This is a genomic window from Suipraeoptans intestinalis (genome assembly GCF_009696485.1).
Lineage (GTDB): Bacteria > Bacillota > Clostridia > Lachnospirales > Lachnospiraceae > Suipraeoptans > Suipraeoptans intestinalis.
This window is the reverse complement of sequence record NZ_VULY01000018.1, coordinates 1,662,244-1,689,215: the sequence shown is the minus strand read 5'-3', so window position 1 is coordinate 1,689,215 and position 26,972 is coordinate 1,662,244. Positions and strand designations below refer to the sequence as shown.

The following is a 26,972-nucleotide window of genomic DNA, read 5'->3' as shown; positions in this document are numbered from 1 at the left end:
TCCTCCTAAGGTTTTTGTCTTCCCATTATATAATAAAAATGTGTTACTTTGTAGCAATTCCTGAAAATTTTATCGCTTTTTTAGAAATCATGACAGTCACCTCTTCCCCTCTCTGAATCTCTCCCTTCAGTAAAGCTTCTGCCAGGCCGTCCTCCAGATGGGTCTGAATCGCTCTTCTAAGAGGTCTTGCCCCATATTTTCTGTCGCTTCCTACCTCTGCCAGATAGGTTTTCACAGAATCTCTGATGAGCAGCGTGATTCCCAGCTGCTCTTTGGCCCGTTTTACCAGCTCTTTACACAGCAGCCCCACGATCTTCTTCTGCTCCTCCTGGCTGAGAGGACGAAAGACCAGCACCTCATCAATACGGTTCAGAAATTCCGGACGGAACAGTCTTTTTACCTCATTCATCACACCCGCCTTCATCTGTCTGTAATCCGCTTCTTTGTCTTCCCCGGCTCCAAATCCCAGCTTTTTCGGCTGAATGATCGACTTTGCTCCCACATTGGATGTCATGATGATCACCGTATTTTTGAAATCGATCTTTCTGCCCTGCGCATCCGTCATATGTCCGTCGTCCAGCACCTGCAGAAGAATATGGAACACATCCGGATGTGCCTTTTCCACCTCATCAAAAAGAACCACCGAGTACGGCTGACGCCGCACTCTTTCGCTCAGCTGTCCTCCCTCTTCATGGCCTACGTATCCCGGAGGAGATCCGATCATTTTAGCCACACTGTGCTTTTCCATGTACTCCGACATATCTACCCGGATCATGGCATCCTCTCTTCCAAACAGTGCCTGGGAAAGTGCTTTGGAAAGCTCTGTTTTCCCTACTCCGGTAGGCCCCAGAAACAAAAAGGAGCCAATGGGTCTTTTTTCATCTTTCAGTCCTACTCTCCCCCGTCTGACTGCACGCGCCACCGCCGCTACGGCTTCATCCTGGCCGATCACCCGCTGATGCAGGCTCTTTTCCAGTCGCTGCAGCCGGATTCCTTCCTTCTCTGTCAGCTTTTGCACCGGGATCCTGGTCCATTCCGCCACGACCTCCGCCACTTCTTTTTCCGTTACCTGCGGTCGTTTTCTGGCGTTCTTTCTTCTGCTTTGCTTCTGTTCTGCTTTTCTTTGGTTCGACTGCCATTCTCCTTTTTCTCGGAACAGACGGGCCGCCGTCTGGGTGTCACCCGCAGCCAGAGCCACCTCGATCTCCCTGGTATATTCCTGCTCTTTCGCAAACAGAGGCAATGTTTCCTCTTCTTTCCGAAAGCCTGCCAGCTTTACTTTGGCGCAGGTTTCATCCAACACGTCAATGGCTTTATCCGGCAAAAATCTGTCGGTAATGTATCTCTGGGAAAGCTTTACCGCCGCTTTCACCGCATCCTGTCTGATCTCCACGCCGTGATGGGCTTCGTATTTTTCCTGCAGTCCTTCCAGGATCTCCAGCGTCTTTGTTTCATCCGGCTCCTCCACCGTAACCGGCTGGAACCGCCGCTCCAGGGCCGCATCTTTTTCAATATATTTACGGTATTCTGTCAGGGTGGTGGCTCCGATCAGCTGCACCTCACCTCTGGCCAGGGAGGGCTTTAAAATGTTGGAAGCGTCCATCGCTCCCTCGGCTCCTCCTGCTCCTACCATCGTATGCAGCTCGTCCAGAAACAGGATCACTTCTTTGTCCTGCTTCACCTCCTGGATCAGACGCTTCAGCCTTTCCTCAAACTCTCCCCGGTACTTGGATCCCGCGATCATAGCCGCCAGATCCATCGTCAGGATCCTTTTATTTTGCATGGATGCCGGAACCCTTCCGGAGGCGATCCTGTTCGCCAGTCCTTCGAGAACTGCCGTTTTTCCCACTCCCGGCTCTCCCACCAGACACGGATTGTTTTTTGTCCGCCTGCTTAGGATCTGCATCAGCCGGTGGATCTCCGTATCCCTTCCGATCACAGGATCCAGCAGCCCTTCCTTCGCCTTTGCCGTCAGATCCGTTCCGTACTGTTCCAGCATCCCTTCTTTTCTTCCATGCGTCTCTCCGCCCTCTGCCGGAACTCGGATATCGATCCCTTCCGCCTCCGCCACCTCCTGCATCATCTTTTGCAGATCCATATTCAAAGTGATCAGGATCCTGGTTCCTACACAGTCTACATCCCGCAGCAAAGCCAGGAGCAGATGCCCCGTCCCCATGATCTCGCTCTCATATCTAAGCGCTTCCTGCCTGCTTTCTTCCAAAATGTACCGGAGTCTGGGGCTTTCCTGAATCGTCTGCCCTTTTCGGTCTTCCCCCACCGGCGTCACCAGCGCTTCCATCACCTGGATCACTCTGTCCTCTTCAACGTTATTGGCTGCCAGCACCTGACCTGCCACTCCGGTTTCCACATGGCACAATCCCAGAAGGAGATGTTCGGTCCCCACATAGGGATGCCCCATCTTTTTTGCCATACTCTGTGCATATTTTAAAACGGCTTCTACCTGTTTTGCGTCTTTCATTCTCTGCTTTCCTTTCCGTTTCCATATTCTTCAAAAATCTCATCTACCAGCCGATGTACCTCTTCCCTGGAAATCTGCTTGCAGTATCCTCTGGCAAGCAGGATTTTCAATTGTGCCCGTAATCGTTCCAAATACTCTGCCCGATCCCTGTCTATGGCGATCACGGCTCCCCTTCTTCGATCCAGCCTGAGAAAACCTTCTTCTCTTAGGCTGCTGTACGCCTTATTGACTGTATGCATGTTGATCCCTACCGTATCGGCCAGCTGGCGCACAGAAGGAAGGGTATCTCCTTCTTTCAGCTCCTCCATTGCGATCCTCATAATGATCTGGTTCTGCAACTGGACGTAGAACGCCTCTCCGCTTTCAAAATCAATCTCTATCCACATAGTTCTCACTTCCATTTTCATTGTTATAGGCATACTATAACACAAGCAAAGAGAGCTTACAACACTAGATTGTAAGCTCTCTTCTTGCAACTTTGAAGGAATTAAGTTTGGAATCTTGTCATTTAGCTAAGAGTCTTAACGTCTACGTACTCATAGCCTTCGAAACTGTCAGCTACTGCCTTGCAGGTCAGTTTGCCGTCATAAGTATTGATAGCGGAGTAGATCACGTCATTGTCCTTGCAAGCCTGCTCCAGACCCTTGTTTGCGATCTGCAGTCCATAGCTGAGTGTAGCATTGGTCAACGCGATCGTGGATGTTCTCGGAACTGCTCCCGGCATATTTCCTACACAGTAGTGTACTACGCCGTCTACTACGTAGATCGGATCATCATGGTAGGTTACCTTCGTGGTCTCGCCGCATCCGCCCTGGTCAACTGCTACGTCAACAAATACGGAGCCCGGCTTCATCTCTTTCAGGTATTCTTTCTTGAACAGCTTCGGAGCGGATTTTCCTGGAATCAATACGCTTCCGATTACCAGGTCTGCTTCCTTAACAGCTTTCTCGATATTTGCATCTGTAGATACCAGCGTCTGGATCCTTGCTCCGAAGATATCATCCAGATATGCCAGTCTCTGCAGGTTGATGTCCATGATCGTTACATCTGCTCCCATACCTACTGCGATCTTGCAAGCATTGGTTCCTACGGAGCCTCCGCCCAGGATCACTACCTTTGCCTTTGGTGTTCCCGGCACTCCGGAAAGAAGAACGCCTTCTCCTCCGAAGATCTTCTCCAGATATTTTGCGCCTTCCTGGATGCTCAGACGGCCTGCGATCTGGCTCATCGGTGCAAGAAGCGGGATAGATCCGTTTCTCTCGATCAATGTCTCATAAGCAACACCTTTCACCTTGTGTGCCAGCAGAGCATCTGTCTGCGGCTTATCAGCTGCCAGGTGCAGGTATGTGTAAAGGATCAGTCCTTCGTGGAACAGATCATACTCTTCCGGCAACGGCTCTTTTACTTTTATCATCATTTCGCAGGTATCCCACACTTCTTTTGCGCAGTCGATCAGTTTTGCGCCTGCTGCAGCATATTCGTCATCTGTAAACCCGGAACCGATTCCTGCTCCCTTTTCGATCAGCACTTCGTGTCCTGCGTTTACATAACTCTTTACGTTGTCCGGTGTCATACCTACACGAAACTCGTTGTTCTTAATTTCTTTTACGCATCCTACTTTCACTTCTTCTTACCTCCTAATTGTGTAATAATTGAAATGTACCCCTGCTCATTCCCCCGTACTGGAGCAAAGGGCATAATGAACAATAAAATTGCTTTTTCAAGTAATTTATTGTTCACTTCTATCTAAAATCATACTAGCACACTCTTTTTCAGAGTTCAATAAAAGTTATTTTTTTAACGTATAATTCCAGTTGTTTTCTTTTTCCGTCAATTGCAACTACAATTATTCTTGCACTTTTTCCGCCTTTTTGTTTATAATAGCACCTGTAGAGTGCGGTATGTTTTTTTTCGGGAACAATTTGTCTCACTCTGCTTATTTCACTGGAGGAGGTTATCCATGAAAGAGATTTCATCTTTGATCCAAAATACATCCCTTACCAAAACGCAAAAAATCATCGCCAATTTTGTGCTGTCTTCCCTGTCTGACGCCAGCTTTATGACGTCCACAGAGATCGCTCTGGCGCTGGGCGTCAGTGAATCCTCTGTCGTTCGATTCAGTCGCGCCCTCGGATTCGACGGCTTTATTGAGTTTCAAAAGTCCCTGCGGCAAGAATATCAAAACACGGTACTCAGCATTTCCAGCTCCGTCACCGTTCCTGCCCAGAGAGTCAGCAAATCGGCCCGGTTGGAGAGCAGTGCGGAATCCATCCGCCGCCATTATAAAAATGTTACCCAGAATCTGGAGGCTGCACTGGAGCGAAACTCTGCCGCCAGGTTCAGCGAGGCTGCCAGGATCCTTTCTTCCAGCAAGCGGAAATACATCGCAGCGTCCAGAGGAAACACCTGCCTTGCCAACTACGCTCTGCTTTATCTGAAGCATATGCTGCCGCACGTGGAAAATACCGCTTCCACCTCCATCACACCTTTCGACCATATGTGCAGCATGACCAAAGACGACTGTCTTTTGATCTTTAGCTTTCCGCGCTACTCTGCACTGGACAAGATCACCCTGGAGCTGGCTCTGGAATCAGAAGCAAAGATCATTCTGATCACCGACAGCGAGGATGCGCAGCTGGCTCCCCATGCGTCTGTCGTTCTGACTGCCCCCATCAACAGCAATCTCTTTTTCAATTCTTTCGTAGGCGCCCAGTTTGTGCTGGAGGCGCTTCTGGATGTGGTCAGCCGCAATGCAAAAGGAGTGGAAAAACGATTGAAGAAGATCGACCGGTACCTGGAACAAATCGGCACCTATTAGAGAGATGAGATATATAGCGATATTCTGACTCTTTAATTTTCAGGTATGCAAAAAGACGGTAGAAATACCGTCTCAGACTGTAGACAAAGTCCCGGCAAAAGCCGGGTTTTTCTACAGTCTATCCACTTGCATAGCAGGTGGTTTATTTTTGTCTGCGACACAAGATTAACCCGCCTCACCCCCCTTTATTTATAAGGGGTTGAGGCGGGTTAGAGCAACACATTTTGTCGTATAACTCTTGATTTCTTGCTACTTGTTAGGGTGACCCTAAGACCCCCGAAGTGATTATAATTTTTATCCTACTTTGCCTTTACTCAGCTCAAATATTGCTGTCCAAAATATCTCCTACCGTTTCATATATTGACACTGTTTCTAAAAAATCTATATCCTTGGCATACGGATTTCCTTTTACATATTTATTCCAAAGAGTTTTTACGGAGTCGCTCTTTTTAAGCAAGTCTGCAACCTCTTTATGCTTAAGTACAGACTCAAAAGTTGCTCTGTGCTTGCTTGTTTTTTCTATCGCTTCCGATAAATTTCCAGTGTCAATTTTATCACCATATAGCCTATATATCATATACAAATCATAAAAATCTCTTGCCCTTGTCGTGGTAATATTGCGACCGGAAATGGTCTCAAATTTTTCTGCAAGAATTGTTTCAATGGAATAAGTTATGATGGGAATTTCTCTATCCTCCAATATTGTTGAATAGGCATAATTCATCTCTCTCGGAGTGATTATATCGCCGGTAGTTATATCAATATTAAGGACGGCATTGATTTTTCCAAATGTGCATGAAATACTTGCACAAAAATCTTCATATATATATCTTTTTCTCTTATAGGAGATAGCTTAACCAAACGATAATTCACCTCTGAATCTATTTCGATTTCCAAAATCTCATTTATAATTTTTGTCATAGTTTCTTCGTTCAAGGGAATACCTTTTATGGTCGTATCCATATCCATAGTGCTTCTCATATCGACCCCGATAAGAGAAGAAATTAATAAGCCGCCCTTTAAAATAATGTTGTTTCTGTACCTCGATTTAGAAAGCTTTTCCAGTATTCCTTCAAATAAACACATCTGAAGAAGAGAATTGGGATTGGCACCTGTTTTCTTGGAAATATTCCTGATTGCCCCCTTCATTTGTTCTGGTGTCTTCATAACAACACCTCCGTGTATTGTCTTAGATGATCTTCCATTTTCATGGCGATAGCGTACTTAGATAACTTCAATAAGTCTTTGTCATTGGATGAAAAGTATAGTTTTATTGCCTCGCTAAAAATGAAAGTATCCACTCGATTTTTGTCTTTAATAAGATCTAAAAGCGTTCTCTCCTTGTCATAAACCGCTACTTCTCTGCCGTATGGATTTTTTATTAGAGTTTTCCCAATGTCATAATAATCAGTACGAACATACTTGAAAACAATATCATCTCTTTCCGCTTTAATCCTGCTAACATTGGCACCTTTCATAACACTCATAATATAAATAAGCGGCATTCTGGTAGATAAACCATGTAAGTAAGCGGCAGTTTCATGGGAAAAAATGCCTTTAGGCACTCTGTGAGAAAAATATACATACTCGTCTATTTCTTCCCCCGGAAGAGCATAAAGACCGTTTGCAATTTTGACAATTTCATATTTTGAAAGAGCCTCTTTTAACACATCTTTATGAATACCAAAACCAAGAGCCTCTTTAGTAGTAATAAGCCCATCATTTTCATTCATTTTTTTCAGTAAACATTCTTTCTGAATCATACCAATCACCGCCTTTTCGTACTTAAATTATGTGTTTTATAAGCACAAAAGTCAATATTTTTTCGTCAACATTTACTCTTTAGATTTTAGTAATTAAAGAGCATTTGTAAAGTATAAAGCAAAAATACAGAAGCTCTTTGAGAAAAATATTCCCTAAAAAGCTTCTGCACCTGTTTAGAGTTATAGGACAAAATGTGTTGGCCTACTCCGCCTCTTCGATCGCTTTTCCGATGTCGCTTCGCATATATTTCTTCTCAAAGTCCACCCAGGAAGCAGCCTCATAGGCGTTTTTTCTAGCTTCCTTCAGATCCTTTCCCAAAGCCACCACGCCCAGTACACGCCCTCCGTTAGTCACGATCTTTCCGTCCTTCACCTTGGTTCCCGCATGAAAGCACCGGTACCCTTCCTTTCCGGAAAAAGCCTCCAGTCCCCGGATCTCATATCCCTTTTCATAATGCAGGGGGTATCCTCCGCTTGCCAGTACCACGCAGACTGCCGCATTGTCCTCAAACTCCAGTCGGATCTCTTCCAGCCTGCCGTCTATGCAGGCTTCCATCACCTGAATGATATCGGTTTTCATTCGGGGAAGCACCACCTGCGCCTCCGGATCTCCGAATCTGGCATTGTATTCCAGGACCTTCGGCCCCTCCTCTGTCAGCATCAATCCAAAAAAGATAATGCCGCAAAAGGGACGTCCCTCCGCCCGCATCGCATCTACCGTCGCCTGGTAGATATGCTTCCGACAGAACGCGTCCACCTCTTCTGTATAAAACGGGCTGGGAGAAAAGGTTCCCATCCCTCCCGTGTTTGGTCCCTGGTCTCCATCCAGGGCGCGCTTGTGATCCTGTGCCGATGTCATGATCCGGACAGTGTTTCCATCCACAAAGGACAGCACGGATACCTCCCGTCCTGTCATAAACTCCTCTATTACCAGTTCCTTCCCTGCCTCCCCGAATCTGCGTTCCACCATAATGGCAGAAACTCCCGCCTTTGCCTCTTCCAGCGTTTCACAGATGAGCACTCCTTTTCCCAAGGCCAGGCCGTCCGCTTTCAGTACGATGGGGAAGCGGGCATGCTCCAGATACGCAAGCGCCTCCTCTGCTTCTGTAAACGTTTCGTAATCCGCTGTAGGGATTCCATATTTTTTCATCAGCTTTTTGGCAAAAGCCTTGGAGCCCTCCAGGATCGCCGCATCCCGGCGGGGACCGAAGGTGCGAATCCCGGCGTCCTCCAGGATATCTACCAGGCCTCCCACCAGAGGATCATCCATGCCCACGATCACCAGGTCTATCTGCTGATCCAGCGCAAACTGCCTGATCCCGTCAAAATCCATCACTTCAATGGGCACACACTTTGCATACTCCGCTATCCCGGCATTGCCCGGCGCTGCATAAATCTCATCTACCTGTTCGCTTTTTGCCACGGAAAAAGCAATCGCATGCTCTCTTCCGCCTCCGCCTACGATCAAGACCTTCATATTTTTCCTCCTACGAACCTTATCCGTCCTTCCGATGTACTCTGCCGTCCCTTACTTCCGCTTTTCCTGCTGCGATCAGGGAGATCGCCTCCGGCAGCAGCTTCCACTCTGCCTCTTCCATGACCCGTCTCTGCAGGGACTGCGGCGTATCTTCCTGCCTTACTTCCACTGCCTTCTGTAAAAGAATGGGGCCGGTATCTGTCCCTTCGTCCACAAAATGAACGGTTGCTCCCGTCAGCTTCACCCCTCGTCTCAGCGCCGCTTCATGTACCCGCAGGCCATAATATCCTTTCCCGCAAAAGGAAGGGATGAGGGATGGGTGGATGTTAATGATACGGTTCTGGTACTGTCTGATCATCTCCCCGGGGATCACCACCAGAAATCCAGCCAGTACGATCAAATCCGGATTCCGTTCCTTTACCGCGCAAAGCAGCGCCTTTTCAAAAGCGCTTCTGTCCGGAAAGTCTCCGGGTGAAACACAGCCGGTCCAAACCTGTGCTTTTTTTGCTCTCTCCAGTGCATAGACTCCCGGATTGTTGCTGATCACACCTGCCAGCTCCACCCCGGGAAGTTCCCCTCTTTCCTTGGCATCCAGGATCGCCTGCAGATTGGTGCCTCCACCGGAAACCAGTACAAGGACCCTGCAGGTGCCGGACTCTATTTTTTCTGGCATAATGTAACTCCCTTTTCTCCGTCTTCTATATGTCCTACCACATAAGCGCTCTCTCCTGCCGCCTCAAGCGCCGAAAGGGTTGTTTCCGCATCCTCTTTTTCTACTGCCAGCAGCATTCCGATCCCCATATTGTAGGTGTTGTACATCATATCCTCTTCGATCTGGCCGTCTCTTTGCAGCTTCCGGAAAATGGGAGGAATAGGATAGCTTTCTTTTTCTATCACAGCCCGAACGCCTTCTCTTAACATTCTTGGAATATTTTCATAAAATCCGCCGCCGGTGATATGGCTACAGCCTTTGATCACGACGCCTGCTTCCTTTACACTGCGAAGCGCTTTTACATAGATCCGGGTAGGCACGATCAACGCCTCTCCCAGCGTCATCCCCAGCTCTTCATAATAGACGTCCAGGGCCTCCTTTGTCATGTCAAACACCTTGCGCACCAGAGAAAATCCGTTGCTGTGGACTCCGGAGGAGGCGATTCCTATCAGCACGTCTCCCTCCCGCAGGTCTGCGCCTGTGATCAGGTTCTTTTCGTCCACAACTCCCACTGCAAATCCTGCCAGGTCATATTCCTCTTCCGGATAAAACCCGGGCATTTCTGCCGTTTCCCCGCCGATCAGAGCCGCACCGGACTGCACGCAGCCTTCTGCCACTCCCTTAACGATCTGAGCGATTTTTTCCGGAACATTTTTCCCACAGGCAATATAATCCAGGAAAAATAAGGGCTCCCCTCCCGCACATGCAATATCGTTGACGCACATTGCCACACAGTCGATGCCTACCGTATCATGCTTGTCCAGAAGAAATGCCAGCTTCAGTTTCGTCCCCACTCCGTCCGTTCCCGACACCAGGGTAGGCTTTTCCATCTCCTGAAACCCTTTCATGGAAAACGCTCCGGAAAATCCCCCGATGTTGGTCAGCACTTCCGGTCTCATGGTCTTTTTAATGTGATCCTTCATCAATTCTACCGAGCGGTATCCCGCCTCGATATCCACGCCTGCCTTCTTGTAATCCATCCTTTTTCTCCTTACTGTTCCCTGCTTCTTTTTGTGGTTTCCTTATTTGCCCTGACTGTTTATATACGCTTCATATCCGATCTCTGCCAGCTTGTCCGCCTTCTTCTGTACCGTCTCCTCCATCTCCGCCGAGTATGCTTTCAGCCTTTCCAGCAGATCGCTGTCGGAGGTTGCCAGGATCTTGGCTGCCAGGATCGCTCCGTTCATTCCTCCGTCGATGGCTACGGTAGCTACCGGGATTCCCGGCGGCATCTGCACGATGGAAAAAAGTGCGTCCTCTCCCGCCAGATGTTTGCCGGACATGGGAACTCCTATCACCGGCATGGGAAACAACGCCGCACACATTCCCGGAAGATGTGCCGCCATTCCTGCACCTGCAATGATCACCTTGATCCCTTTTCCTTCTGCTGCCTTCGCCCATTCAAAAAAGGTCTCCGGCATCCGGTGGGCAGAAATAATGGTCATTTCATAGTCCACTCCCAGCTTCTCCAGCATGGCTGCCGCCTTGCTCATCACCTTCAGATCCGAGTCGCTCCCCATTACAATTCCTACTTTTGGCATAATCTTCATCCTTTCATATATAAGTTTAACAAATAAATCATACATTATTTATAAGTACTTTTCAACGGTTCATTTAAAAACTCTGTCCCCTCCAGTACAAATTTCCCGTTTCGGATCAGGCAGACACTTCCCTCCTTCCCAGTGACAACAATGTCTCCCAGCTCTCCGTAGGGAATGGTGATGTCTGTGTGGCACTGGAAATATGCCTTGGCCGGATCCTCCTTTCTTTTCAGGGAGATGGCGTTATCTCTGGCGATGATCTCTTTTCCGTCCGGGTTAAAAACCGGGATCTCCTCGCTCCAGGTATAGCAGGTGTCTCCCACCGCAAAATGGGGACCCATTTTTTCTGCGATCAGGATCGGAAGCTTTCCTTCTATCCCATATTTCCGGGAAACGGCATAGGCCGTAGTATTTGTCCCGATGGCAAATTCTCCCATGGGAAGAGAGGGATGACGATGCAGGATATTTTCAAAGACATATCTCCTGTTTTCTTCCTCTGTTTCAAAATTTCCGCAAGAATAGTCCGTTACCATACCATCCTGAAACCACAGCTTCAGATCCCGGTACAAAAGTCCGTTAAGGTAGACCTTTGTTACATGCAAAAGCCCGCTCGTTCCTTCCAGAACCGGAGAGGTAAACACTTCTCCCGCCGGTATGTTTACGTCTGCCACACAGTTCTCAAAGATCGTTTCTTTGTCCGGGGCAGTCAGTTCATGGAGCCTTACCGTCAGATCTGTCTCATTTTTTCCCCGTCCCGTGATCCTGACGGACGTTCCCTGGTCCAGCCGGTCGATCAGCTTCTGCTGGACTTCTGTGTATACTCCGGCATCCAGTGTGTTGATCCTGACGATCTCCCGAAAGATCTCTTCATATGCTGTGCCGATCTCCCACACAGGGTATGCTACGATGGTATAGCTTCTTTCCTCTCCCTTGATGTAGCGATTGACGATCTCTCCCTGCTTTGCCGCCATTTCTCTTGCCAGATTTTCCTGCTTCTTTGTCAGGCGGATGGCCTCTTCCTTTTGCCGGGGTTCAAACGGCTTTTCTCCAAAGGTTTCCATGCAGGCCGGTCCTGCCATGTTCCCCGCCTGCTTTTTGACACTTTCGTAAGCGTTTTGTATTACTTCCAGCCTTCTTTCCAAGAAACGCCCGTCCAAAAACAGTCCCTGGTCATTTTTATGATCATACTCGTACTGTCCGTTTGGCGTCCCCCCTACAAAACCCAGCCGCCTTCCGCCGGGTCTGGTCAAAACGCTGACTCCTCCCCGGTAGATCACCGGCTTTAGTCCCCTTTTTTCAAATTCTTCTATCGCTTTTTTTATGATCCGTTCAAATCCCAGCGTGTACCGGATGTTCACCGCATCCTTTTTCGACAGATCCTTTCCTGTATTGACAAACCCTCTTACATAGCCCTCTACAAACGCTTTGGCTATCCTGTGGATCTCTTCTTCCGGCAGACCGCTTAAATATCTGGCGCTCTCCCGTTCATTGGACCCCACGTATTCCCCCGCCTGGTACAGATAGCGAAGATCCCGCAGATCCGACTGCTGTACAAATTTTGTCAGAAAATCTTCCGCAGGATCCACCTGCTGTTTTACATAGTCTGCCGCAAACACGTCGCAATAGTCGCTGGCATACCAGTAGATACAGTCCTTTACATGGGTAACAGAAGGCTCTTCCCCCTCAAACAGGTGGTAGATTTCCAGAAACAGCTCCAGAAGAATATCCAGATATTCCGTCTTTTTTTCCACCGCATAGGAGATCCCGCCCCGGATCTCGCTGTACAAAAAACAAAGCGGCTGCCCATAAGCATGCCCCAGCTGCGATACGGCAAACGCCGGATTTGCATAGCTGGATCCATACTGCTCTGGCAGCAGCTCTCCATACAGTCTTTGATTCCATTCTTCCCAGTCTTCCAGGGAAATCTCGTCCTGTTTTCCGCTCTCCCAAAGCCTCTTCCATTCATCCAGCTGAAGGATCCAGTCCGCCGCCTGCCGGAAGTAAGAGCCAAAAGGCTCCGCCACTCTCTCTTCTTTCTCTATCTGGGCGATCCGTTCCTTCGCCAGCTGATATCTTTCTTCTACCATCGTCTTTCTCCTCTTTATTTCAAACAGCCCCGAACAAAAACGGCCAGCATGGAAAGCAGGATGCACCCGTTCAGCGCCAGCCCGATCTTACAGGTAATGTATCGTTTTTCTCTTTCTTTGAGTCCCTTCCGTCCGGCCTGGATCCCCTTCCACGCCAAAAATGCCACGCCAAAGCCGGCGATCCCGCTAAAAACGCTGATCTCGCCCTTTTTCAGAAACGCTACCGTCAGGAGCCCCAGCAGGACAACGGCCGCGACTCCTCCCAGAAAACAGGACTCTTTCCCCCATTTTGCATGTTTCAGCGCTTTTTGGCCATACTTGGTCTTGATCAGCTTTTTTCTTCTTTTTTCTCTTTCTTTTGCTGCCTCTTTTGCCCTATCTTTTTCTGTTTTTATTTTTCTTACTGCGAACATTTTTTCTCCTTATTGCTGCACAGACCATAAAAAGGAGGTACCCTAAGAGACTTCCTGCCGTATTCAGCAGCAGGTCGTCCACGTCAAAGCTCCCTACCTTTGTCAAAAGCTGAAAGGTCTCCACCAGAAGACTTAGCCCAAACCCATAGAAAACGGTTAAGAATAAGCTTCTCCCCCTGCTTGCCATGGGCAGGAAGAACCCCAGCGGGATGAAGATCACCACATTGCCCACAATGTTCATTCCCACACTTAAAAGTCCTACCTGATTTCTATAATACCAGAATCGTTTGATTTCTTTAAACAATTCCAGGTTGTAGTGATATTCCTGAAACGTGCCGCTCCTTCCGTACCAGTCGGAAAACAGAAGAAAGTAGATCACAAATGCCAGATACAGGACAAACAGGATCTTTCCTAACAACCGTGTTTTTTTGCTCTGCTTCAATAAATTGCCCAGCCTTCCTTTTGTCTAAAATGTCAGTCCCTTTTTTGCCTGGTGGAGTCTTGCTCCTCCTATGATCGCAAGGATCCCTGTGGTCACTCCCACTGTGATCAGGACCACTCCTATGATCACATTCACTACCGTTCCAAAGCTCATTGCCCGATATGCTTTTTCGTTCATCTTATTTCCTCCTGCTTCACCCCATAGATTTCATAATATGCGTCAATCGCTTCTTTCATTTTGTCGTCGATCAGGATCCTTCCCTGTACCGGCCTGTTGTGCAGATGCTCCACCACCTCTTTCATCGTAACGATGGCTGCCGTAGGAAATCCGTAGGATTTCCGGATCTCTGTCAGGGCAGAATCAGCGCCTGTTCCTCTTTCCATGCGATCCACAGACACCATCAGTCCCTTCACCTGCACTTCCCCCTGCGCCTTCAAAACAGGAAGCGTCTCTCCGATGGAAGTCCCTGCCGTGGTCACATCCTCGATCAAAACCACCCGGTCTCCATCTTTCAGCGGACTGCCCAGCAGGATCCCTGTGTCCCCATGGTCTTTGACCTCTTTTCTGTTGGAACAATAGCAGACTTCCATATCATACAGATCCCCAAACGCCATAGACGTTGCCACGCTTAAAGGGATCCCCTTGTACGCCGGCCCAAACAGTACATCAAACTCCGTCCCAAACTGCTCCCGGATAGCCCGCGCGTAATACTCGCCCAGTTTTTTCAACTGTTTTCCCGTCCGGTAGAATCCCGTGTTCACAAAAAACGGTGTCTTTCTTCCGCTTTTCGTTATGAAATCGCCAAATTTCAACACGTCACATGTTACCATAAATTCAATAAATTCCTGCTTGTATCGTTCCATGACTCTATCCTTTCTCCTCGTATCTTTCCCTGCCCGTTTCTGCTGCCTCCCTGTCTGCCCCTAGCGGCAGGTCACCTTCCCTACCATCTCCGCTATCGAAGCAAAGCCGTGCCTTTCCTGGTAGGTTGCAATTCCTTCCAGGATCTTTATCGTTGCCCCGGGATCATAAAAATTTGCCGTTCCCACGGAAACCGCCGTAGCCCCTGCCAGCAAAAATTCCACCGCATCCTCCCAGGAGGAAATCCCTCCCATGCCGATAATGGGGATCCTTACCGCCTGTGCCGTCTGATAGACCATGCGAACCGCTATCGGTTTAATAGCCGGCCCCGAAAGACCTCCAGTGCGGTTTGCCAGTGCAAAGCACTGCTTTTCCACATCAATCTGCATCCCCGTCAGCGTGTTGATCAAAGACAGCACATCCGCTCCGCCTGCTTCCGCCGCCTTTGCGATCTCTGTAATGTCCGTAACGTTAGGACTCAGCTTCATGATGATCGGCTGTCGGGCTTTTTCCTTGATCCGCGCCGTGATCCGCTCCACTCCTTTGGGATCCTGTCCAAAAGCGATCCCTCCCGCTTTTACATTTGGGCAGGAGATATTGATCTCCAAAAGATCCACCGCCTCGTCGGCCAGCCGTTCTACCACCTCCAAATAGTCCTCTGTCGTTCTTCCGCAGACGTTGACGATCACTCTGGTATCCTGCTGTGCAAGCATGGGCAGATCTCTTTTGCAGAACACTTCCACTCCCGGATTCTGCAATCCGATGGCATTTAACATCCCGGAGGCTGTCTCCGCAATGCGCGGAGTGGGATTCCCTTCCCAGGGGACGTTGGCGACGCCTTTTGTCACCACCGCTCCCAGTCTGCCAAGATCCACAAATTCACTATATTCTGCTCCGGAGCCAAAAGTTCCGGAGGCTGTCATCACGGGGTTTTTCAATTCCACCCCTGCGAGATTGACACACAAACTCATAGCCATTCCACCTCCGATGCTTCAAAGACCGGTCCTTCTTTACACACCCGTTTGTTTTTCACCCGGCTGTGCTCATCCACTTCCCTGGATCCGCATACACAGGCCAGGCACGCGCCGATCCCGCAGGCCATCCGTTCCTCCAGCGACAGGTAACACAGGATTCCCCGCTCCCTGGCATAGGTCTGCACTGCCTGCAACATGGGAGTCGGCCCACAGGCATAGATCACGTCTCCTTCCAGGCCCTTCTCCCGAACGGCGTCCAGAATCGTCCCTTTGCTCCCTACGCTTCCATCCTCTGTAGCCAGATACAGCCGGCTGCAGGCAGACAGCTCTTCTGTCAAAAACAACCGGTCTCTGTAGCCGGCCACTACCGTCACAGCTTCTTTTCCTGTCTTTTCCTCAAATTCTGCCGCTTCTTTTAAGTCTTTTGCCAGCTGCAGCATCGGCGGAATCCCGATCCCTCCTCCCAGAAGGAGAGGCCGCCGTCCTCTTCCCGGCGGAAATCCATTGCCCAGAGGTCCCATGATTTCCACGTACTGTCCTGCCTGTTTTTCGGATAAAATCGCCGTTCCTGTCCGCTTTCCCGTAACCCGGTAGACCAGTCGGATCTTTCCCGCCTCCCTGTCGATCTCACAGATGCTGATAGGGCGCGGAAGCAGCTTGCTCCCGTCTCCGGTAAATAAAGATACAAACTGTCCGGCTTTTGCCTCCCTGGCAATATCCTGCACCCGGATCCACATGCTGTAGATCCGGGGTGAGATCTCTGTCTGTTCCAGGATCTTACCCTGCGTTTTCTGCCTGCTCATCTCGTTCTCCTGCTTCTTCTGTTTTCTCTGTTTTTCTATTCCCTGTATGTCCTATCTTTCCCAGGCCTGCCGCAAATCCGCCTTCATGTCCAGCGCCGCCTGCCTGGCCGCCCCGGCATATCCTTCCTCTCCGAAGGAGGCGTAGGACGCCTGCCGATAAGCTGCTATGATCCCTCTGGAGGAATTGACGATAGCGCCCAGCCCATCCTCATTGAAAAATGCTTTCAGATCCTTCCCGTTTCCTCCCTGCGCCCCGTAGCCCGGAACCAGGATAAAGGTGTTTGGCATCAATTTGCGCAGGCTTTTTCCGATCTCCGGATAAGTGGCTCCTACTACCGCTCCCACATAGCTGTAGGATTCTCCCATCAGCTCTTCTCCCCAGCGGGATACCTGCTCTCCCACCCATTCATACAGTGGCCGTCCCTCTATCTGTCTGTCCTGGAATTCTCCACTGGAGGGGTTGGAGGTTTTTACCAACACGAAGATCCCCTTCTTTTCTGCTTTGCATACGTCTAAAAACGGGCGAATCCCATCCGATCCCAGATAGGGATTGACCGTCACAAAATCCTCCGTGAACGGAGCATATTCCCTGTTTCCCACTTTGACTTTTCCCAAATGCCCTACCGCATAGGCCAATGAGGTAGAGCCGATGTCTCCCCGCTTGATATCTCCGATCACCAGCAGCCCTTTTTCTTTGGCATACGCTGCCGTTTTCTGAAACGCTTCAATCCCGGGAATCCCGAACTGTTCATACATGGCGATCTGCGGCTTTACTGCCGGCACCACGTCCCAGATCTGGTCAATAATCCCTCTGTTAAATTCCCAAATGGCTTCCCCTGCTCCTGCCAGCGTTTCCCCGAACTTTGCAAAGGCTTCCCTTTTGAGCCTCTCCGGCACATAATCCAGCATGGGGTCCAGCCCCACAACGATAGGCGCCTCTGTTTCCTGAATCTTTTTTATCAGCTGATCGATCATTTCTTTTCCTCCGGATCTCTTCTCTCCTGCAGGTCCAATCCTCCTGCCGCTTCTTTTCTGCTTTCCCGGTCCTCCCCGGTTCTGTCTTATCTGGCCTCGTAGACCACCTTGCCGCCCACCAGGGTTTTTTTCACCTGCCCCTGTACGCTTCTTCCGGCAAAAGGCGTGTTTGTCCCTTTTGACACAAACGTCTCCTTTTGGATCTTTCCTTCCGCCCGGGGATCAAAAATGGTAATGTCCGCCAGGCAGCCCGCTGTCAGGCTTCCTCTGTCAGAAAGTCCCAGGATCCTGGCCGGGGCGGTACTCATTCTCTCTACCATCTCCATTCTTCCAAGGATTCCTGTCTTTACCAGTTCCGTATGGATCAGGGGCAGGGAGGTTTCCAGTCCCACGACCCCAAAAGCCGCCTCTTTCATGGAGCAGTCCTTCTCTTTACCGGCATGGGGAGCATGGTCTGTTGCCACCGCGTCCAAAATCCCTTCTGCCAGACCTCTTCGCAAGGCCTCCACGTCTTCTCTGTCTCTCAGCGGCGGATTCATCTTGTAATTCCCGTCATCTTCCGGGATCTCTTCTGCCGTCAGGATCAGATGATGGGGACAAACCTCGGCCGTCACAGCAAGTCCTGCTTCCTTTGCCGCCTCTACCATGGCAACGCTGTCTTTTGTAGAACAATGGCAAAGGTGCAGCTTTACTCCCGTTTCCTTCGCCAGCAGGATATCTCTGGCAACGATCACGTCCTCCACGCTATTGGTGATCCCCCGAAGCCCCAGTTCCCTTGCTCTTGCTCCTGCATTCATGACCCCGTCTTCTACCAGCCGGATTTCCTCACAGTGGGCAAACACGGACAGTCCTTCTTCTTTTGCCAACTTCATCGCCTGCCGGTACAGTCCCGCATCCACCACAGACTTTCCATCCTCGCTGATGGCGTGACACCCGGCCTTTGCCATCCCTCGGATATCCGCCAGAGACTTCCCGCCCTGCTCTTTCGTAACGGCTCCCAGTTGGATCACCCTTGCCGGCGATTCCACCTTCGCCCTGTCGTGCACCGCTTTTACTTTGTCTCCGTCGTCGATGGGAGGGTTGGTGTTCGGCATGGCGCAGACAGTCGTGATCCCGCCTTTTACCGCCGCTTTTCCTCCCGTTTCCAGCGTTTCCTTATATGTAAATCCAGGATCTCTCAAATGTACATGCAGATCGATCAGTCCCGGCATCACCCAGCAGCCCTCTGCGTCGATCACCAGATCCGCTTCCTCCCTGCCAAGAGGCGGGTTCTCCCGGGAAGCATCTATGATCCTGTCTCCACGGATCCAGATATCTCCTACTTCGTCCCGTCCTGTCCGGGGATCCAGGATCTGTCCATTTCGAATCAATGTTACCATAGCCTTATCCTTTCTTTTTGCCGCCGTTGTATCAACTTATTGTATCATAGGACACTATAAAAGGGAATGCCAAACTAAGCATTCCCCCTTGTCTCTTTCTTTTGTCGGTTCTGTTTTTTACTGGGCCGAGATGGCTTTTACCGCCTCTGCCACCCAGGCATCCTCCCCGGGATCTGTCTGGCTTCCTGTCCCGGATCCCGAAGCAGGCGCTTCCAGTTTCACATCCGGCGTGATCCCTTTTCCGTTAATATTTCTGCCCTTTGGCGTGAAGTATTCTGCAATGGTCAGTTTTACGCTGGACCCGTCTTTCAGTTCAAATATCTGCTGCACGACGCCTTTCCCGTAGGTCTGTGTCCCCACGATTTTTCCGATTCCATAATCCTGGATCGCTCCCGCAAAAATCTCCGACGCGCTGGCACTGTTGCCGTCTACCAGTACCGCCAGGGGCTTGGTAAACTGATGCTCTGCATCCGAGGTTTCCTCCGTGCGTGCTCCACTCTTATCCTCCATGTAGACGATCAGCCCCTCCGGAAGCATGGTGTCCAGCATCTGGCAAACGGTATCCAGGCTTCCTCCCGGATTGCCTCTAAGATCCACTACCAGACCTGTCATTCCCTGCTGGGTAAGATCGTCCATCGCTTTCTGATACTGTTCTGCCGTCACGGCATCAAACTCTGTCACCTGAATATATCCGATCTGATTTTCCAGCATCCGGTAGTCTACCGTCTGCACCTGCACCGTGTCGCGCACCGCCGTGACTGTCAGTTCTTCCTCTCCTTCGCCGCGGGTCACTGTGATCTTCACCTCTGTGCCTTTTTCCCCCTTGATCATGGAAACCACTTCCTGCAGGGTCATTCCCGTCACATCCGTGTCGTCTACCTTGATCACAACATCTCCGGCCTTTAATCCTGCCTTGTCCGCCGGATATCCTTTATAGATCTTGACCAGCTCCACCTCCTGGGTGTCCTTGTTCATGTTCAAGATCGCACCAACCCCCGAAAATTCACCAGAGGTCATTTCGTTAAATTCCTTGGTCTCTTCTTTTGTAAAATAGGACGAATAAGGATCTCCCAGCCCCGCCACATATCCTTTCAGCATACTTTCCTGCAAAGTCTTTTCGTCCACTTCGCCAATGTATACTTCCTGGATCATGGATCGGATGGCTTTTACCTTCCCTTCCATGGAAGCATTGCCTGCCAGCCCCGCCAGACGCCGCCCTACTCCGATACAGCCTACGATCAACAGCACAGCAAGGGCACCGCACAGCGCCCCTGCCAGAAAACTTTTTTTATTTTTCATTTTGTATGTTCCTTACTTTATAAAATTCCACGGACTTACCGGTGTTCCGTTTACGTTTACCTGGAAATGCAGGTGCGGTCCCGTAGAGTTTCCCGTCGTCCCCACATATCCTACATTTTCTCCCCGTGATACACGCTGTCCCTGGCTGACGCTGAACGCGCTCAGGTGAAGATACCAGGTCACCATGCCGTTTCCATGATTGATGATAACCGCCTGGCCTCCCGTTCCAAACCAGCCCACGTGGGTTACGGTACCTGCCTCTGCCGCATATACCGGAGTCCCGGTAGGCGCTGCAAAGTCCACTCCGTCATGACGCGCCGTCGCTCCCGGAAGAGGCTGCACACGATAGCCGTAGTCACTGGATACACAGGTGTATCCCGGACAGGGATGAGAAAATGTCCCGCTGCCGGAAACATTCGCGCTGACCTGGGAAACCATTACCGGAGAGGAGGCTGCTGTCGCCTTGCTGGCCGCTGCTGCCGCTGCCGCCATCTCTTCTCTTTTTCTCTGCGCTTCTGCCGCCGCTGCCTCCAGTTCTGCGATCTTCGCCTTTGCATCTCCCAGCTCGCCGTCCAGACTGCTGATCTCTACTTCCTTGTTTGCCACCAGCGTGCTCAGGGTATTCTTATTGCTCTCCAGATCCTTCTGCAGCTTCTCCAGTTCTGCGTACTGTGCCTGCAGATCTTTCTCCTGTTTTTCCACGCTCTTTACGATATCCTGAAACTCTGTCAGCATGTCCCTGTCATACTGCGATATCGTGCTGATATACTCTGCATTGTTCAGAAAGTCTGAAATATTCTTGGATTTGCAGAGGATCTCAATAAACTGTGTATTGCCGTTTTCATACATGTAACGGATCCGCTTTTTCATGCTTTCATACTGATCGTTTTCATCATTCTTCGCATCAATCAGCTCTGCCGCCTTTTTGTTGATCTCGTCTTCCTTTTCGCTGATCTTGCTTTCCGTATCCTGCATCTTCTTAACGATTTCCGTCAGTTGCTGTGTCAGCGCCGCCTTCTCCCCTTCGGCGGTCTGCTTTTTGTTTTCCAGTTCCTGTGCCTTTTGCTTTGCATCATCGATACTGGTAGCATGTACCGGAAGTACCAGACCCACACACAACACCAATGCCAGCAATCCGCAAAGTCTCTTTCTTACCTGCATCATACAACCCCCTTATGCTCGCTTTCTTGTCTACACCTTCAAATGCTTACGAATCGTTACAAAGCTTCCCAAAAATCCGATGCCCACTCCCATGGCGATCCCGATCGGAAGCAGTGTACGGTACACATGCGTAACCGGAAGAAAATCTATGATATTTCTCAAAAGACTGAATTTGGTCATAATATAGGTGATGGCCTTGTCGTACATGAAATACAATAACACCAGAGGAATCAGCGCTCCGATGGCTCCGATGATCAGACCCTCTATGACGAACGGTGCCCGGACAAATCCATCCTTGGCTCCGATGTACTTCATGATGGCGATCTCTTCCCGTCTGACCGCCACACCCATGGTAACGGTATTGCTGATCAGAAATACGGAAACTGCCAGCAGGATAGTGATGATGACCGCCGACACATACCACAGCAACCGATTGACGCTGGTCAGCGTCTTGGCTACCACATCCGACTTGTTGACCTTGCGGACCCCTTCCATCTTTTCTGCGTAAGAGACTACGCTCTTTTGCTTTTCTACTTCTTTCATGTAGACTTCATAATGATCTGAGTTGGCCAGCGGATTATCTGCACTGAAGCCATCTGCCAGATCCGCGGATTCCTGGAAATAGTCACCCTTGAACTTCTCCCATGCACTGTCTCCGCTGACATAATTGACGGACAGAACCCCGTCCAGTTCCTTTAGCTGCTCTCCGATCCGATCCTTCTGGGATTCTTCCACGTCGTCATTGAAAAATACGGTAATGGCCACGCCCTCTTCCGCTTTTTCCACAATATAGTTAAAATTCATTACAATCGAATAAAACAAGCCGAACAAGAAGATACATGCCGCCATGGTCGCAATGGACGCAATAGAGAACATTTTATTTCTGCCGATGTTCTTGACGCCTTGTTTTAAGGAATAACCCACTGTACTAATTCTCATTTTTATACCCACCTTTTTTCTCGTCGCTTACAATTACACCCTTCTTCATGGTAATTACCCGCTTCTTCATCGCATTTACGATTTCCTGGTTGTGGGTAACCACCAGCACTGTCGTGCCTCTTTCATTGGCTTCTTCCAACAGTTTCATGATCTCCCATGAATTGGTCGGGTCCAGGTTTCCTGTCGGCTCATCCGCCAGCAGGATCGCCGGCTCATTTACGATAGCTCTGGCAATGGCAACTCTTTGCTGCTCTCCCCCTGAAAGCTCCTTCGGAAAAGATTTGTATTTTTGTGCCAGTCCCACCAACGACAATGCGGCCGGCACCTTTTTCTTGATCACACGGGAAGGTGTTTCTGTTACCCTCTGTGCGAAAGCGATATTTTCGTAAATATTTCTGTCCTTTAACAGACGGAAGTCCTGAAAGACTACCCCGATCCCTCTCCTGTAAAGGGGGATCTTTCTGTGCTTCATGCGGTTCAGATTCTGTCCGTTGACCACAATGCTCCCCGTAGTGGGCTCCAGCTCTTTCATGATCAGCCGGATCAAAGTCGATTTGCCGGATCCGCTGTCTCCTACAATAAAGACGAACTCTCCCTGCTCTATCTTGACATTGACTCCGTTCAGGGCTGCGATCCCCTTGGAATATTCTTTCGTGACCTCTTTTAATTCAATCATAGTTTCCTCCTAATTATTAATACTCCAGAGTCTCCATATAATTCATATATTTTACCACCATCAGCGCGATCTTAAACGTGATGGCATCCTCAAACACGCGCAGATCGAGCCCTGTGCTCTTCTGAAGCTTATCCAGCCGGTAAACCAGCGTGTTGCGGTGAATATACAATTGTCTGGACGTCTCTGATACGTTCAGATTATTCTCGAAGAATTTGTTGATGGTCACCAACGTCTCCTCGTCGAAATCATCTGGAGATTTCCCCTCAAAAATCTCACGAATAAACATTTTGCAAAGCGGGATGGGCAGCTGATAGATCAGCCTTCCGATACCCAGCGTACTGTATGCGATCACATTCCTTTCCCCAAAGAAGATCTTGCCTACATCCAGTGCAAGCTTTGCTTCTTTGTAAGATTTTGACACTTCCTTGATGTCGTTGACCACCGTTCCATAGGCGATCAGCGCCTCTTCTTCTCCTTCCTCTGCCAGAAGTGTCCGAAGGCTCTGTGCGACCTTGTCCAACTCGGCGTGACCGTCCCCGGCCTCCACTTCCTTGACCACGATGATGTTTTTTTCATCTACCGCCGTCACAAAGTCTCTTGTGCGATTGCCTAAAAATCCCCGCACGCTGTCCAGCACACTGCTGTCTTTCTCGTGCTTGGTCTCTATGATAAAGATCACACGCCTGACCTCTGTGTCGATATGAAGCTTCTTGGCCCGGTTGTATATGTCCACCAGCAGCAGATTGTCCAGCAAGAGATTCTTGATGAAGTTGTCCTTGTCAAACCTCTCCTTATATGCTACCAGAAGATTCTGGATTTGGAAAGAGGCGATCTTTCCCACCATATATACATCGTCGCCGCCGCCATTTGCAAGTAAAATATACTCCAACTGATGGTCATCAAAGATCTTGAAAAACTGATGTCCCTGTATCACCTGGCTGTCCGCCGGGGAATCCACAAAGGAAACGATCTCTTCCTCATAACTTTGCTGCTCTGTAAACGTAGTCGCCAAAGGTTTTCCATCTGTATCCAGAATGCAAAAGTCGATTCTTGTGATCCCTTTTAATCCCTCAATGGTATTTTGAAGTATTTGATTAGATATCATATGCCATCTCCTCCACTCGTTTCAATATGCACTTTTCACAACAAACCCTCTTGCAAAGTAGTAAAATTGCATACTGCTAAACACATACTAATACATTTAACCAAAAAAATAAAGAGGAAATCCTGTTTTTTTGTTAATTTCCTCTTTGCTTTTTTCTGTTGTAATCAAGAGTCCTCTTTTGATGACTTTTCCAGCTCTTTTTTGAAGATGTGTTTGATGATGAACCGTCCCACCGGCCCCGGCTTTGATTTTCTGGCAATACTGCGAAGGCTTTCTCCCGCTCCCAGCCAGATTCTTACATCCAGCCGATCCCTGTTGGTGCAAAGGAAACTTTCCTGCAGCGGAGAGGGAAGAAGCGAGATCACACAGTCCGCCTCCTGCCCGTTAATGGCGTTGACCAGCCTGTCGTCCGCCCCGGCTTCCTCTGTCACACCCACATCTTCCAACAGTTGAATGCCTCCATACTTTCTCTTCAGATACCGGCAGCAGTCCTCCGCCTCCTTCCGGGTCTGGGCCAGCACATACACTCTGGCATGCTTTTTGTGAAGATACCGGAAAAACATTTTCAAAAATGTCTTTTCCTCCGTCTCCTGCAAAACCCTTCTTTCCCGGATGGACGCCGCCTCCAAAACCAGACCGTCGCCGGACAGGATCATGTCCGACTCTTTCAGGATCTCCTTGCATCTGACATCCTCGTTCAGATTCATCAGTTCTGTCGCCGTTACCATCCGGATCACGCTGACCGGGTCGGTCTCCATATATGTAATTGCCTTTTTTAACGCCTCTTTTGCAAAACAGGGCTGTATTTCTATATCTAAAATATTGATCCCGTTGTCCATCTCTTCCACCTGCTCTTTTCTTACAGTGGTCGATTATAGCAAAGGGTTCCTTTCTTTTCAACCTTTGTCAGCAAATGTTCACACTTCTTAACATTCGTAACATTTTTGGAATGTTTTTTAATAATTGTTCTGGTTCCCCGGATTTTCCGGCATGATCACCGCCGCGATCAGATAGGTAAAGAGACCGATCCCGCCTCCAAATCCCAGAAGCACTACTCCCAGTCTGACCAGCGTAGGATCCACGTTAAAATATTCTGCAATCCCTCCGCATACACCACAGATCATTTTGTTGCTTTTTGAACGGTATAATCTTTTTTCCATCATCCATTTCTCCTTTCATCTCTAATCTCTATTTGCTATTCATTTCCGTTTACCTGCTGCTTCTGTCCGTTAAACGTTACCCGGATCGCACCCACGCCACATTCTGCAGAGATGCTCTTCTCTGTCGTTCCTTCCGCCGTCTCTTCCCGGCTCAGCGCCGTAAAGCTTTTATTTCCGATCTCGACTTCACCTACGCCGCATTCCACCTCGTATCCGTACTCTTCCTGCGTCCCGTCCAGATCCGCTTCGATCTCTCCTACTCCGCAGTTGAGATCCAGGCTTTCTCCCACATGTCCCGACACAGAGATCTTTCCGGCAGAACAGCCTACATCAATTCCCGTTGCCCACACCTGCGAAAGCGTTCCTTCTCCGGCGCTCATATCCACGGACAGTTCTTCCGTCCGGATCCCTTCTATCCGAAGGGTTCCCGTATCCTGCGCCACCGATACTTCCTCCATCCGGCTGTTTTTGGGTACCCGGATAATGATCTTTCCATTTTGGAACTGTCGGTTCCCAAACCACATCATCCATTTCTTTACTTTGGCCTCCACATGCAGTGTCCCCTCTTCTTCCCGGATCACTGTCCTGGTGTTTTTGTGAAGCCCTCGGGTTTCCACCGTTACCTCCTCCGTGTCGGCAGAGAGGATCTCCACTGCATTGGCATCGGCTTCTACTTCTATCTCTCTTATATTCTGAAAGGTTTTTGTCTCGTCTTCTTTTCTGTTGCTGCCGGTGGCTTCTCCTTCCTTATAGTGAAGTCTTCCGCCCGGCCGCCAGTCTGTTGAGATCTTGAAATTTCCCGGGACTTTTTCTTTTATCTTCTGCCAGTCTACCCCTATACAGAATGCCGCTGTACAAAGTAACAGTCCTGTCATTGTCAGAGCAGCACAGGTGATCCAGAATATCTTCCATCCTTTTTTCATTAGGACGCCACCTCCCTTCTACGAAACGGTATCCGACAAAGATATACAAATCCTCTGCATCCTGCCGCAAAAACCTTGGCCGCAACCCAGACAGACGCCACCGCCAGCATGGCTCCCAGCGCCAGCAGCACCAGTCCTGCGCCCATCAGCGCCAGCCCCATTGCGACTTCCGGTACGACACACAGGATTCCGGAGCAAAACACGATCACTCCTGCCACCACCATTGCTATGGCTCCTACCACCAGTGCCACAAAGACTCCCAGAACGGCAGTTACTATGCCGATCACCACTGCCAGTGCTCCGCCGATGGCCGGACTTGCAAGGATGCAGATCCCTACGATAAGAAGTATCTTTAAAATCCTGTTGTTTTGCTGGTTCAGCTCTCCCTGTGGAGCCTTTGGTCCCGGAACCACTTCCGTTCCCCTTTGCTCCCATTTGGGAACTCCCAGTCCCTCTCTGATAGTATCTGCCACCTTCCGGGGGCTTCCTAGTTCTTCTATTACTTCTGCTTCATTCGTCTCGCCGGCATCTCTGAAATAATCTTCATAGTACTGAAGCGCCTCTTTGCGCTCGTCTGCCGGCAGATCCTGTAATAATGCAGCAAGCTGTGTCATAAACTCTGCACGTTTCATGCTGTCGCACCTCCCTCAAATATTCCCATGATCTTTCGTGAATAATTCTTCCATTCCACACGATAAAGATTCAACTGTGCCTCTCCCTTCTCCGTTACCTTATAATAACGGCGGTTTCGGCCGTCAAACTGTCTGTCATAAACCTCCAGACACTCATCCTTTTGCAGTCTCCTCAAAACAGGATATAAGGTGGATTCTGAAACGTCTAGCACCACACGAACGTCCTGCGTGATCTTATAACCGTAGGTTCCTTCCTCCTCACGGGAAACTACCGCCAGTACGATCGCATCCAACAGTGCTGCTCCGGTATTAAATACCATTTCATCACTTCCTTTGCATTAAACAATATTGTT

General features: G+C 49.5%; 30 protein-coding genes. 1 reads left to right on the top strand and 29 read right to left on the bottom strand.

The features are described 5' to 3' along the window. Positions 1-43 precede the first annotated feature (43 nt). The 3 genes from FYJ34_RS08715 to ald all read right to left on the bottom strand — a co-directional run bounded on the left by FYJ34_RS08715 (position 44) and on the right by ald (position 4,103). On the bottom strand, positions 44-2,479 hold the full coding sequence (locus tag FYJ34_RS08715; protein WP_154477911.1) for an ATP-dependent Clp protease ATP-binding subunit: 2,436 nt from the start codon (positions 2,477-2,479) through the stop codon (positions 44-46). Further along, on the bottom strand, positions 2,476-2,865 hold the full coding sequence (locus tag FYJ34_RS08710; RefSeq protein ID WP_154477909.1) for a GntR family transcriptional regulator: 390 nt from the start codon (positions 2,863-2,865) through the stop codon (positions 2,476-2,478). The genes FYJ34_RS08715 and FYJ34_RS08710 overlap by 4 nt, the downstream gene beginning before the upstream one ends. Before the next feature lie 122 nt (positions 2,866-2,987). After that, positions 2,988-4,103, bottom strand: a complete 1,116-nt coding sequence (gene ald / locus FYJ34_RS08705) for an alanine dehydrogenase (RefSeq protein ID WP_276958970.1) — start codon at positions 4,101-4,103, stop codon at positions 2,988-2,990. Between the two features lie 336 nt (positions 4,104-4,439). Between ald and FYJ34_RS08700 the strand changes: the two genes are divergently transcribed. Then, positions 4,440-5,297 carry a MurR/RpiR family transcriptional regulator gene (locus FYJ34_RS08700; protein ID WP_154477907.1) on the top strand — a complete coding sequence of 286 codons (858 nt, stop codon included), beginning with the start codon at positions 4,440-4,442 and terminating at the stop codon, positions 5,295-5,297. 319 nt (positions 5,298-5,616) lie between these two features. On the opposite strand, the gene FYJ34_RS13580 is transcribed toward FYJ34_RS08700, so the two are convergent. The 26 genes from FYJ34_RS13580 to FYJ34_RS08580 form a co-directional block, all read right to left on the bottom strand. Then, complete coding sequence (locus tag FYJ34_RS13580) at positions 5,617-6,036, bottom strand: nucleotidyl transferase AbiEii/AbiGii toxin family protein (protein ID WP_330582613.1); 420 nt, start codon at positions 6,034-6,036, stop codon at positions 5,617-5,619. A gap of 14 nt (positions 6,037-6,050) precedes the next feature. Further along, entirely contained in the window at positions 6,051-6,464 is a 414-nt protein-coding gene (locus FYJ34_RS13575; protein WP_268878933.1) for a nucleotidyl transferase AbiEii/AbiGii toxin family protein, read from the bottom strand. Further along, entirely contained in the window at positions 6,461-7,060 is a 600-nt protein-coding gene (locus tag FYJ34_RS08690; RefSeq protein WP_154477905.1) for a type IV toxin-antitoxin system AbiEi family antitoxin domain-containing protein, read from the bottom strand. Before FYJ34_RS08690 ends, FYJ34_RS13575 begins: the two co-directional genes overlap by 4 nt. Positions 7,061-7,262: 202 nt before the next feature. Further along, positions 7,263-8,537 (bottom strand): phosphoribosylamine--glycine ligase, encoded by a 1,275-nt coding sequence (purD, locus tag FYJ34_RS08685; RefSeq protein WP_154477903.1) that lies wholly within the window; start codon positions 8,535-8,537, stop codon positions 7,263-7,265. A 19-nt stretch (positions 8,538-8,556) separates the two neighbouring features. Continuing rightward, positions 8,557-9,210: a phosphoribosylglycinamide formyltransferase gene (gene purN / locus FYJ34_RS08680; protein WP_154477901.1), complete on the bottom strand. Its 654-nt coding sequence runs from the start codon at positions 9,208-9,210 to the stop codon at positions 8,557-8,559. Further along, positions 9,195-10,229, bottom strand: a complete 1,035-nt coding sequence (gene purM / locus FYJ34_RS08675) for a phosphoribosylformylglycinamidine cyclo-ligase (RefSeq protein WP_154477899.1) — start codon at positions 10,227-10,229, stop codon at positions 9,195-9,197. Before purM ends, purN begins: the two co-directional genes overlap by 16 nt. Before the next feature lie 42 nt (positions 10,230-10,271). Further along, a complete protein-coding gene (purE, locus tag FYJ34_RS08670; protein WP_154477897.1) occupies positions 10,272-10,790 on the bottom strand; it encodes a 5-(carboxyamino)imidazole ribonucleotide mutase in 519 nt (172 codons plus the stop codon). 44 nt (positions 10,791-10,834) lie between these two features. Continuing rightward, the gene (locus tag FYJ34_RS08665) at positions 10,835-12,877 is read right to left on the bottom strand and encodes an aminopeptidase (protein ID WP_154477895.1); all 2,043 of its coding nucleotides are present in this window, start codon (positions 12,875-12,877) and stop codon (positions 10,835-10,837) included. 14 nt (positions 12,878-12,891) lie between these two features. Further along, on the bottom strand, positions 12,892-13,290 hold the full coding sequence (locus FYJ34_RS08660; protein WP_154477893.1) for a DUF6142 family protein: 399 nt from the start codon (positions 13,288-13,290) through the stop codon (positions 12,892-12,894). Further along, on the bottom strand, positions 13,253-13,708 hold the full coding sequence (locus FYJ34_RS08655) for a VanZ family protein (RefSeq protein WP_235899404.1): 456 nt from the start codon (positions 13,706-13,708) through the stop codon (positions 13,253-13,255). Before FYJ34_RS08655 ends, FYJ34_RS08660 begins: the two co-directional genes overlap by 38 nt. A gap of 48 nt (positions 13,709-13,756) precedes the next feature. Then, positions 13,757-13,909 (bottom strand): hypothetical protein, encoded by a 153-nt coding sequence (locus FYJ34_RS12725; protein ID WP_173017086.1) that lies wholly within the window; start codon positions 13,907-13,909, stop codon positions 13,757-13,759. Then, on the bottom strand, positions 13,906-14,595 hold the full coding sequence (gene pyrE, locus FYJ34_RS08650) for an orotate phosphoribosyltransferase (RefSeq protein WP_154477891.1): 690 nt from the start codon (positions 14,593-14,595) through the stop codon (positions 13,906-13,908). The genes FYJ34_RS12725 and pyrE overlap by 4 nt, the downstream gene beginning before the upstream one ends. Positions 14,596-14,655: 60 nt before the next feature. Beyond that, positions 14,656-15,564 (bottom strand): dihydroorotate dehydrogenase, encoded by a 909-nt coding sequence (locus tag FYJ34_RS08645; RefSeq protein WP_154478868.1) that lies wholly within the window; start codon positions 15,562-15,564, stop codon positions 14,656-14,658. Beyond that, the gene (locus tag FYJ34_RS08640; RefSeq protein ID WP_154477890.1) at positions 15,561-16,370 is read right to left on the bottom strand and encodes a dihydroorotate dehydrogenase electron transfer subunit; all 810 of its coding nucleotides are present in this window, start codon (positions 16,368-16,370) and stop codon (positions 15,561-15,563) included. Before FYJ34_RS08640 ends, FYJ34_RS08645 begins: the two co-directional genes overlap by 4 nt. A gap of 51 nt (positions 16,371-16,421) precedes the next feature. Continuing rightward, the gene (gene pyrF / locus FYJ34_RS08635; protein WP_154477888.1) at positions 16,422-17,345 is read right to left on the bottom strand and encodes an orotidine-5'-phosphate decarboxylase; all 924 of its coding nucleotides are present in this window, start codon (positions 17,343-17,345) and stop codon (positions 16,422-16,424) included. A gap of 86 nt (positions 17,346-17,431) precedes the next feature. After that, positions 17,432-18,724 (bottom strand): dihydroorotase, encoded by a 1,293-nt coding sequence (locus FYJ34_RS08630; RefSeq protein ID WP_154477886.1) that lies wholly within the window; start codon positions 18,722-18,724, stop codon positions 17,432-17,434. Positions 18,725-18,841: 117 nt separating this feature from the next. Further along, a complete protein-coding gene (locus tag FYJ34_RS08625; RefSeq protein ID WP_154477884.1) occupies positions 18,842-20,023 on the bottom strand; it encodes a S41 family peptidase in 1,182 nt (393 codons plus the stop codon). 12 nt (positions 20,024-20,035) lie between these two features. Continuing rightward, positions 20,036-21,187 carry a murein hydrolase activator EnvC family protein gene (locus tag FYJ34_RS08620; protein WP_154477882.1) on the bottom strand — a complete coding sequence of 384 codons (1,152 nt, stop codon included), beginning with the start codon at positions 21,185-21,187 and terminating at the stop codon, positions 20,036-20,038. A gap of 27 nt (positions 21,188-21,214) precedes the next feature. Further along, complete coding sequence (ftsX, locus tag FYJ34_RS08615; protein ID WP_154477880.1) at positions 21,215-22,123, bottom strand: permease-like cell division protein FtsX; 909 nt, start codon at positions 22,121-22,123, stop codon at positions 21,215-21,217. Further along, positions 22,113-22,799 carry a cell division ATP-binding protein FtsE gene (ftsE, locus tag FYJ34_RS08610; protein ID WP_154477878.1) on the bottom strand — a complete coding sequence of 229 codons (687 nt, stop codon included), beginning with the start codon at positions 22,797-22,799 and terminating at the stop codon, positions 22,113-22,115. Before ftsE ends, ftsX begins: the two co-directional genes overlap by 11 nt. A 16-nt stretch (positions 22,800-22,815) precedes the next feature. Next, a complete protein-coding gene (locus tag FYJ34_RS08605; protein ID WP_154477876.1) occupies positions 22,816-23,904 on the bottom strand; it encodes a PucR family transcriptional regulator in 1,089 nt (362 codons plus the stop codon). Between the two features lie 164 nt (positions 23,905-24,068). Continuing rightward, positions 24,069-24,743 carry a WecB/TagA/CpsF family glycosyltransferase gene (locus tag FYJ34_RS08600; RefSeq protein WP_235899483.1) on the bottom strand — a complete coding sequence of 225 codons (675 nt, stop codon included), beginning with the start codon at positions 24,741-24,743 and terminating at the stop codon, positions 24,069-24,071. A gap of 117 nt (positions 24,744-24,860) precedes the next feature. Then, positions 24,861-25,067: a PspC domain-containing protein gene (locus tag FYJ34_RS08595; protein ID WP_154477872.1), complete on the bottom strand. Its 207-nt coding sequence runs from the start codon at positions 25,065-25,067 to the stop codon at positions 24,861-24,863. Between the two features lie 32 nt (positions 25,068-25,099). Then, positions 25,100-25,987, bottom strand: a complete 888-nt coding sequence (locus FYJ34_RS08590) for a DUF4097 family beta strand repeat-containing protein (RefSeq protein ID WP_154477870.1) — start codon at positions 25,985-25,987, stop codon at positions 25,100-25,102. Next, a complete protein-coding gene (locus FYJ34_RS08585) occupies positions 25,987-26,619 on the bottom strand; it encodes a DUF1700 domain-containing protein (protein ID WP_154477868.1) in 633 nt (210 codons plus the stop codon). Before FYJ34_RS08585 ends, FYJ34_RS08590 begins: the two co-directional genes overlap by 1 nt. Further along, positions 26,616-26,939 (bottom strand): PadR family transcriptional regulator, encoded by a 324-nt coding sequence (locus FYJ34_RS08580; RefSeq protein ID WP_154477866.1) that lies wholly within the window; start codon positions 26,937-26,939, stop codon positions 26,616-26,618. Before FYJ34_RS08580 ends, FYJ34_RS08585 begins: the two co-directional genes overlap by 4 nt. Between the last annotated feature and the right edge of the window lie 33 nt (positions 26,940-26,972).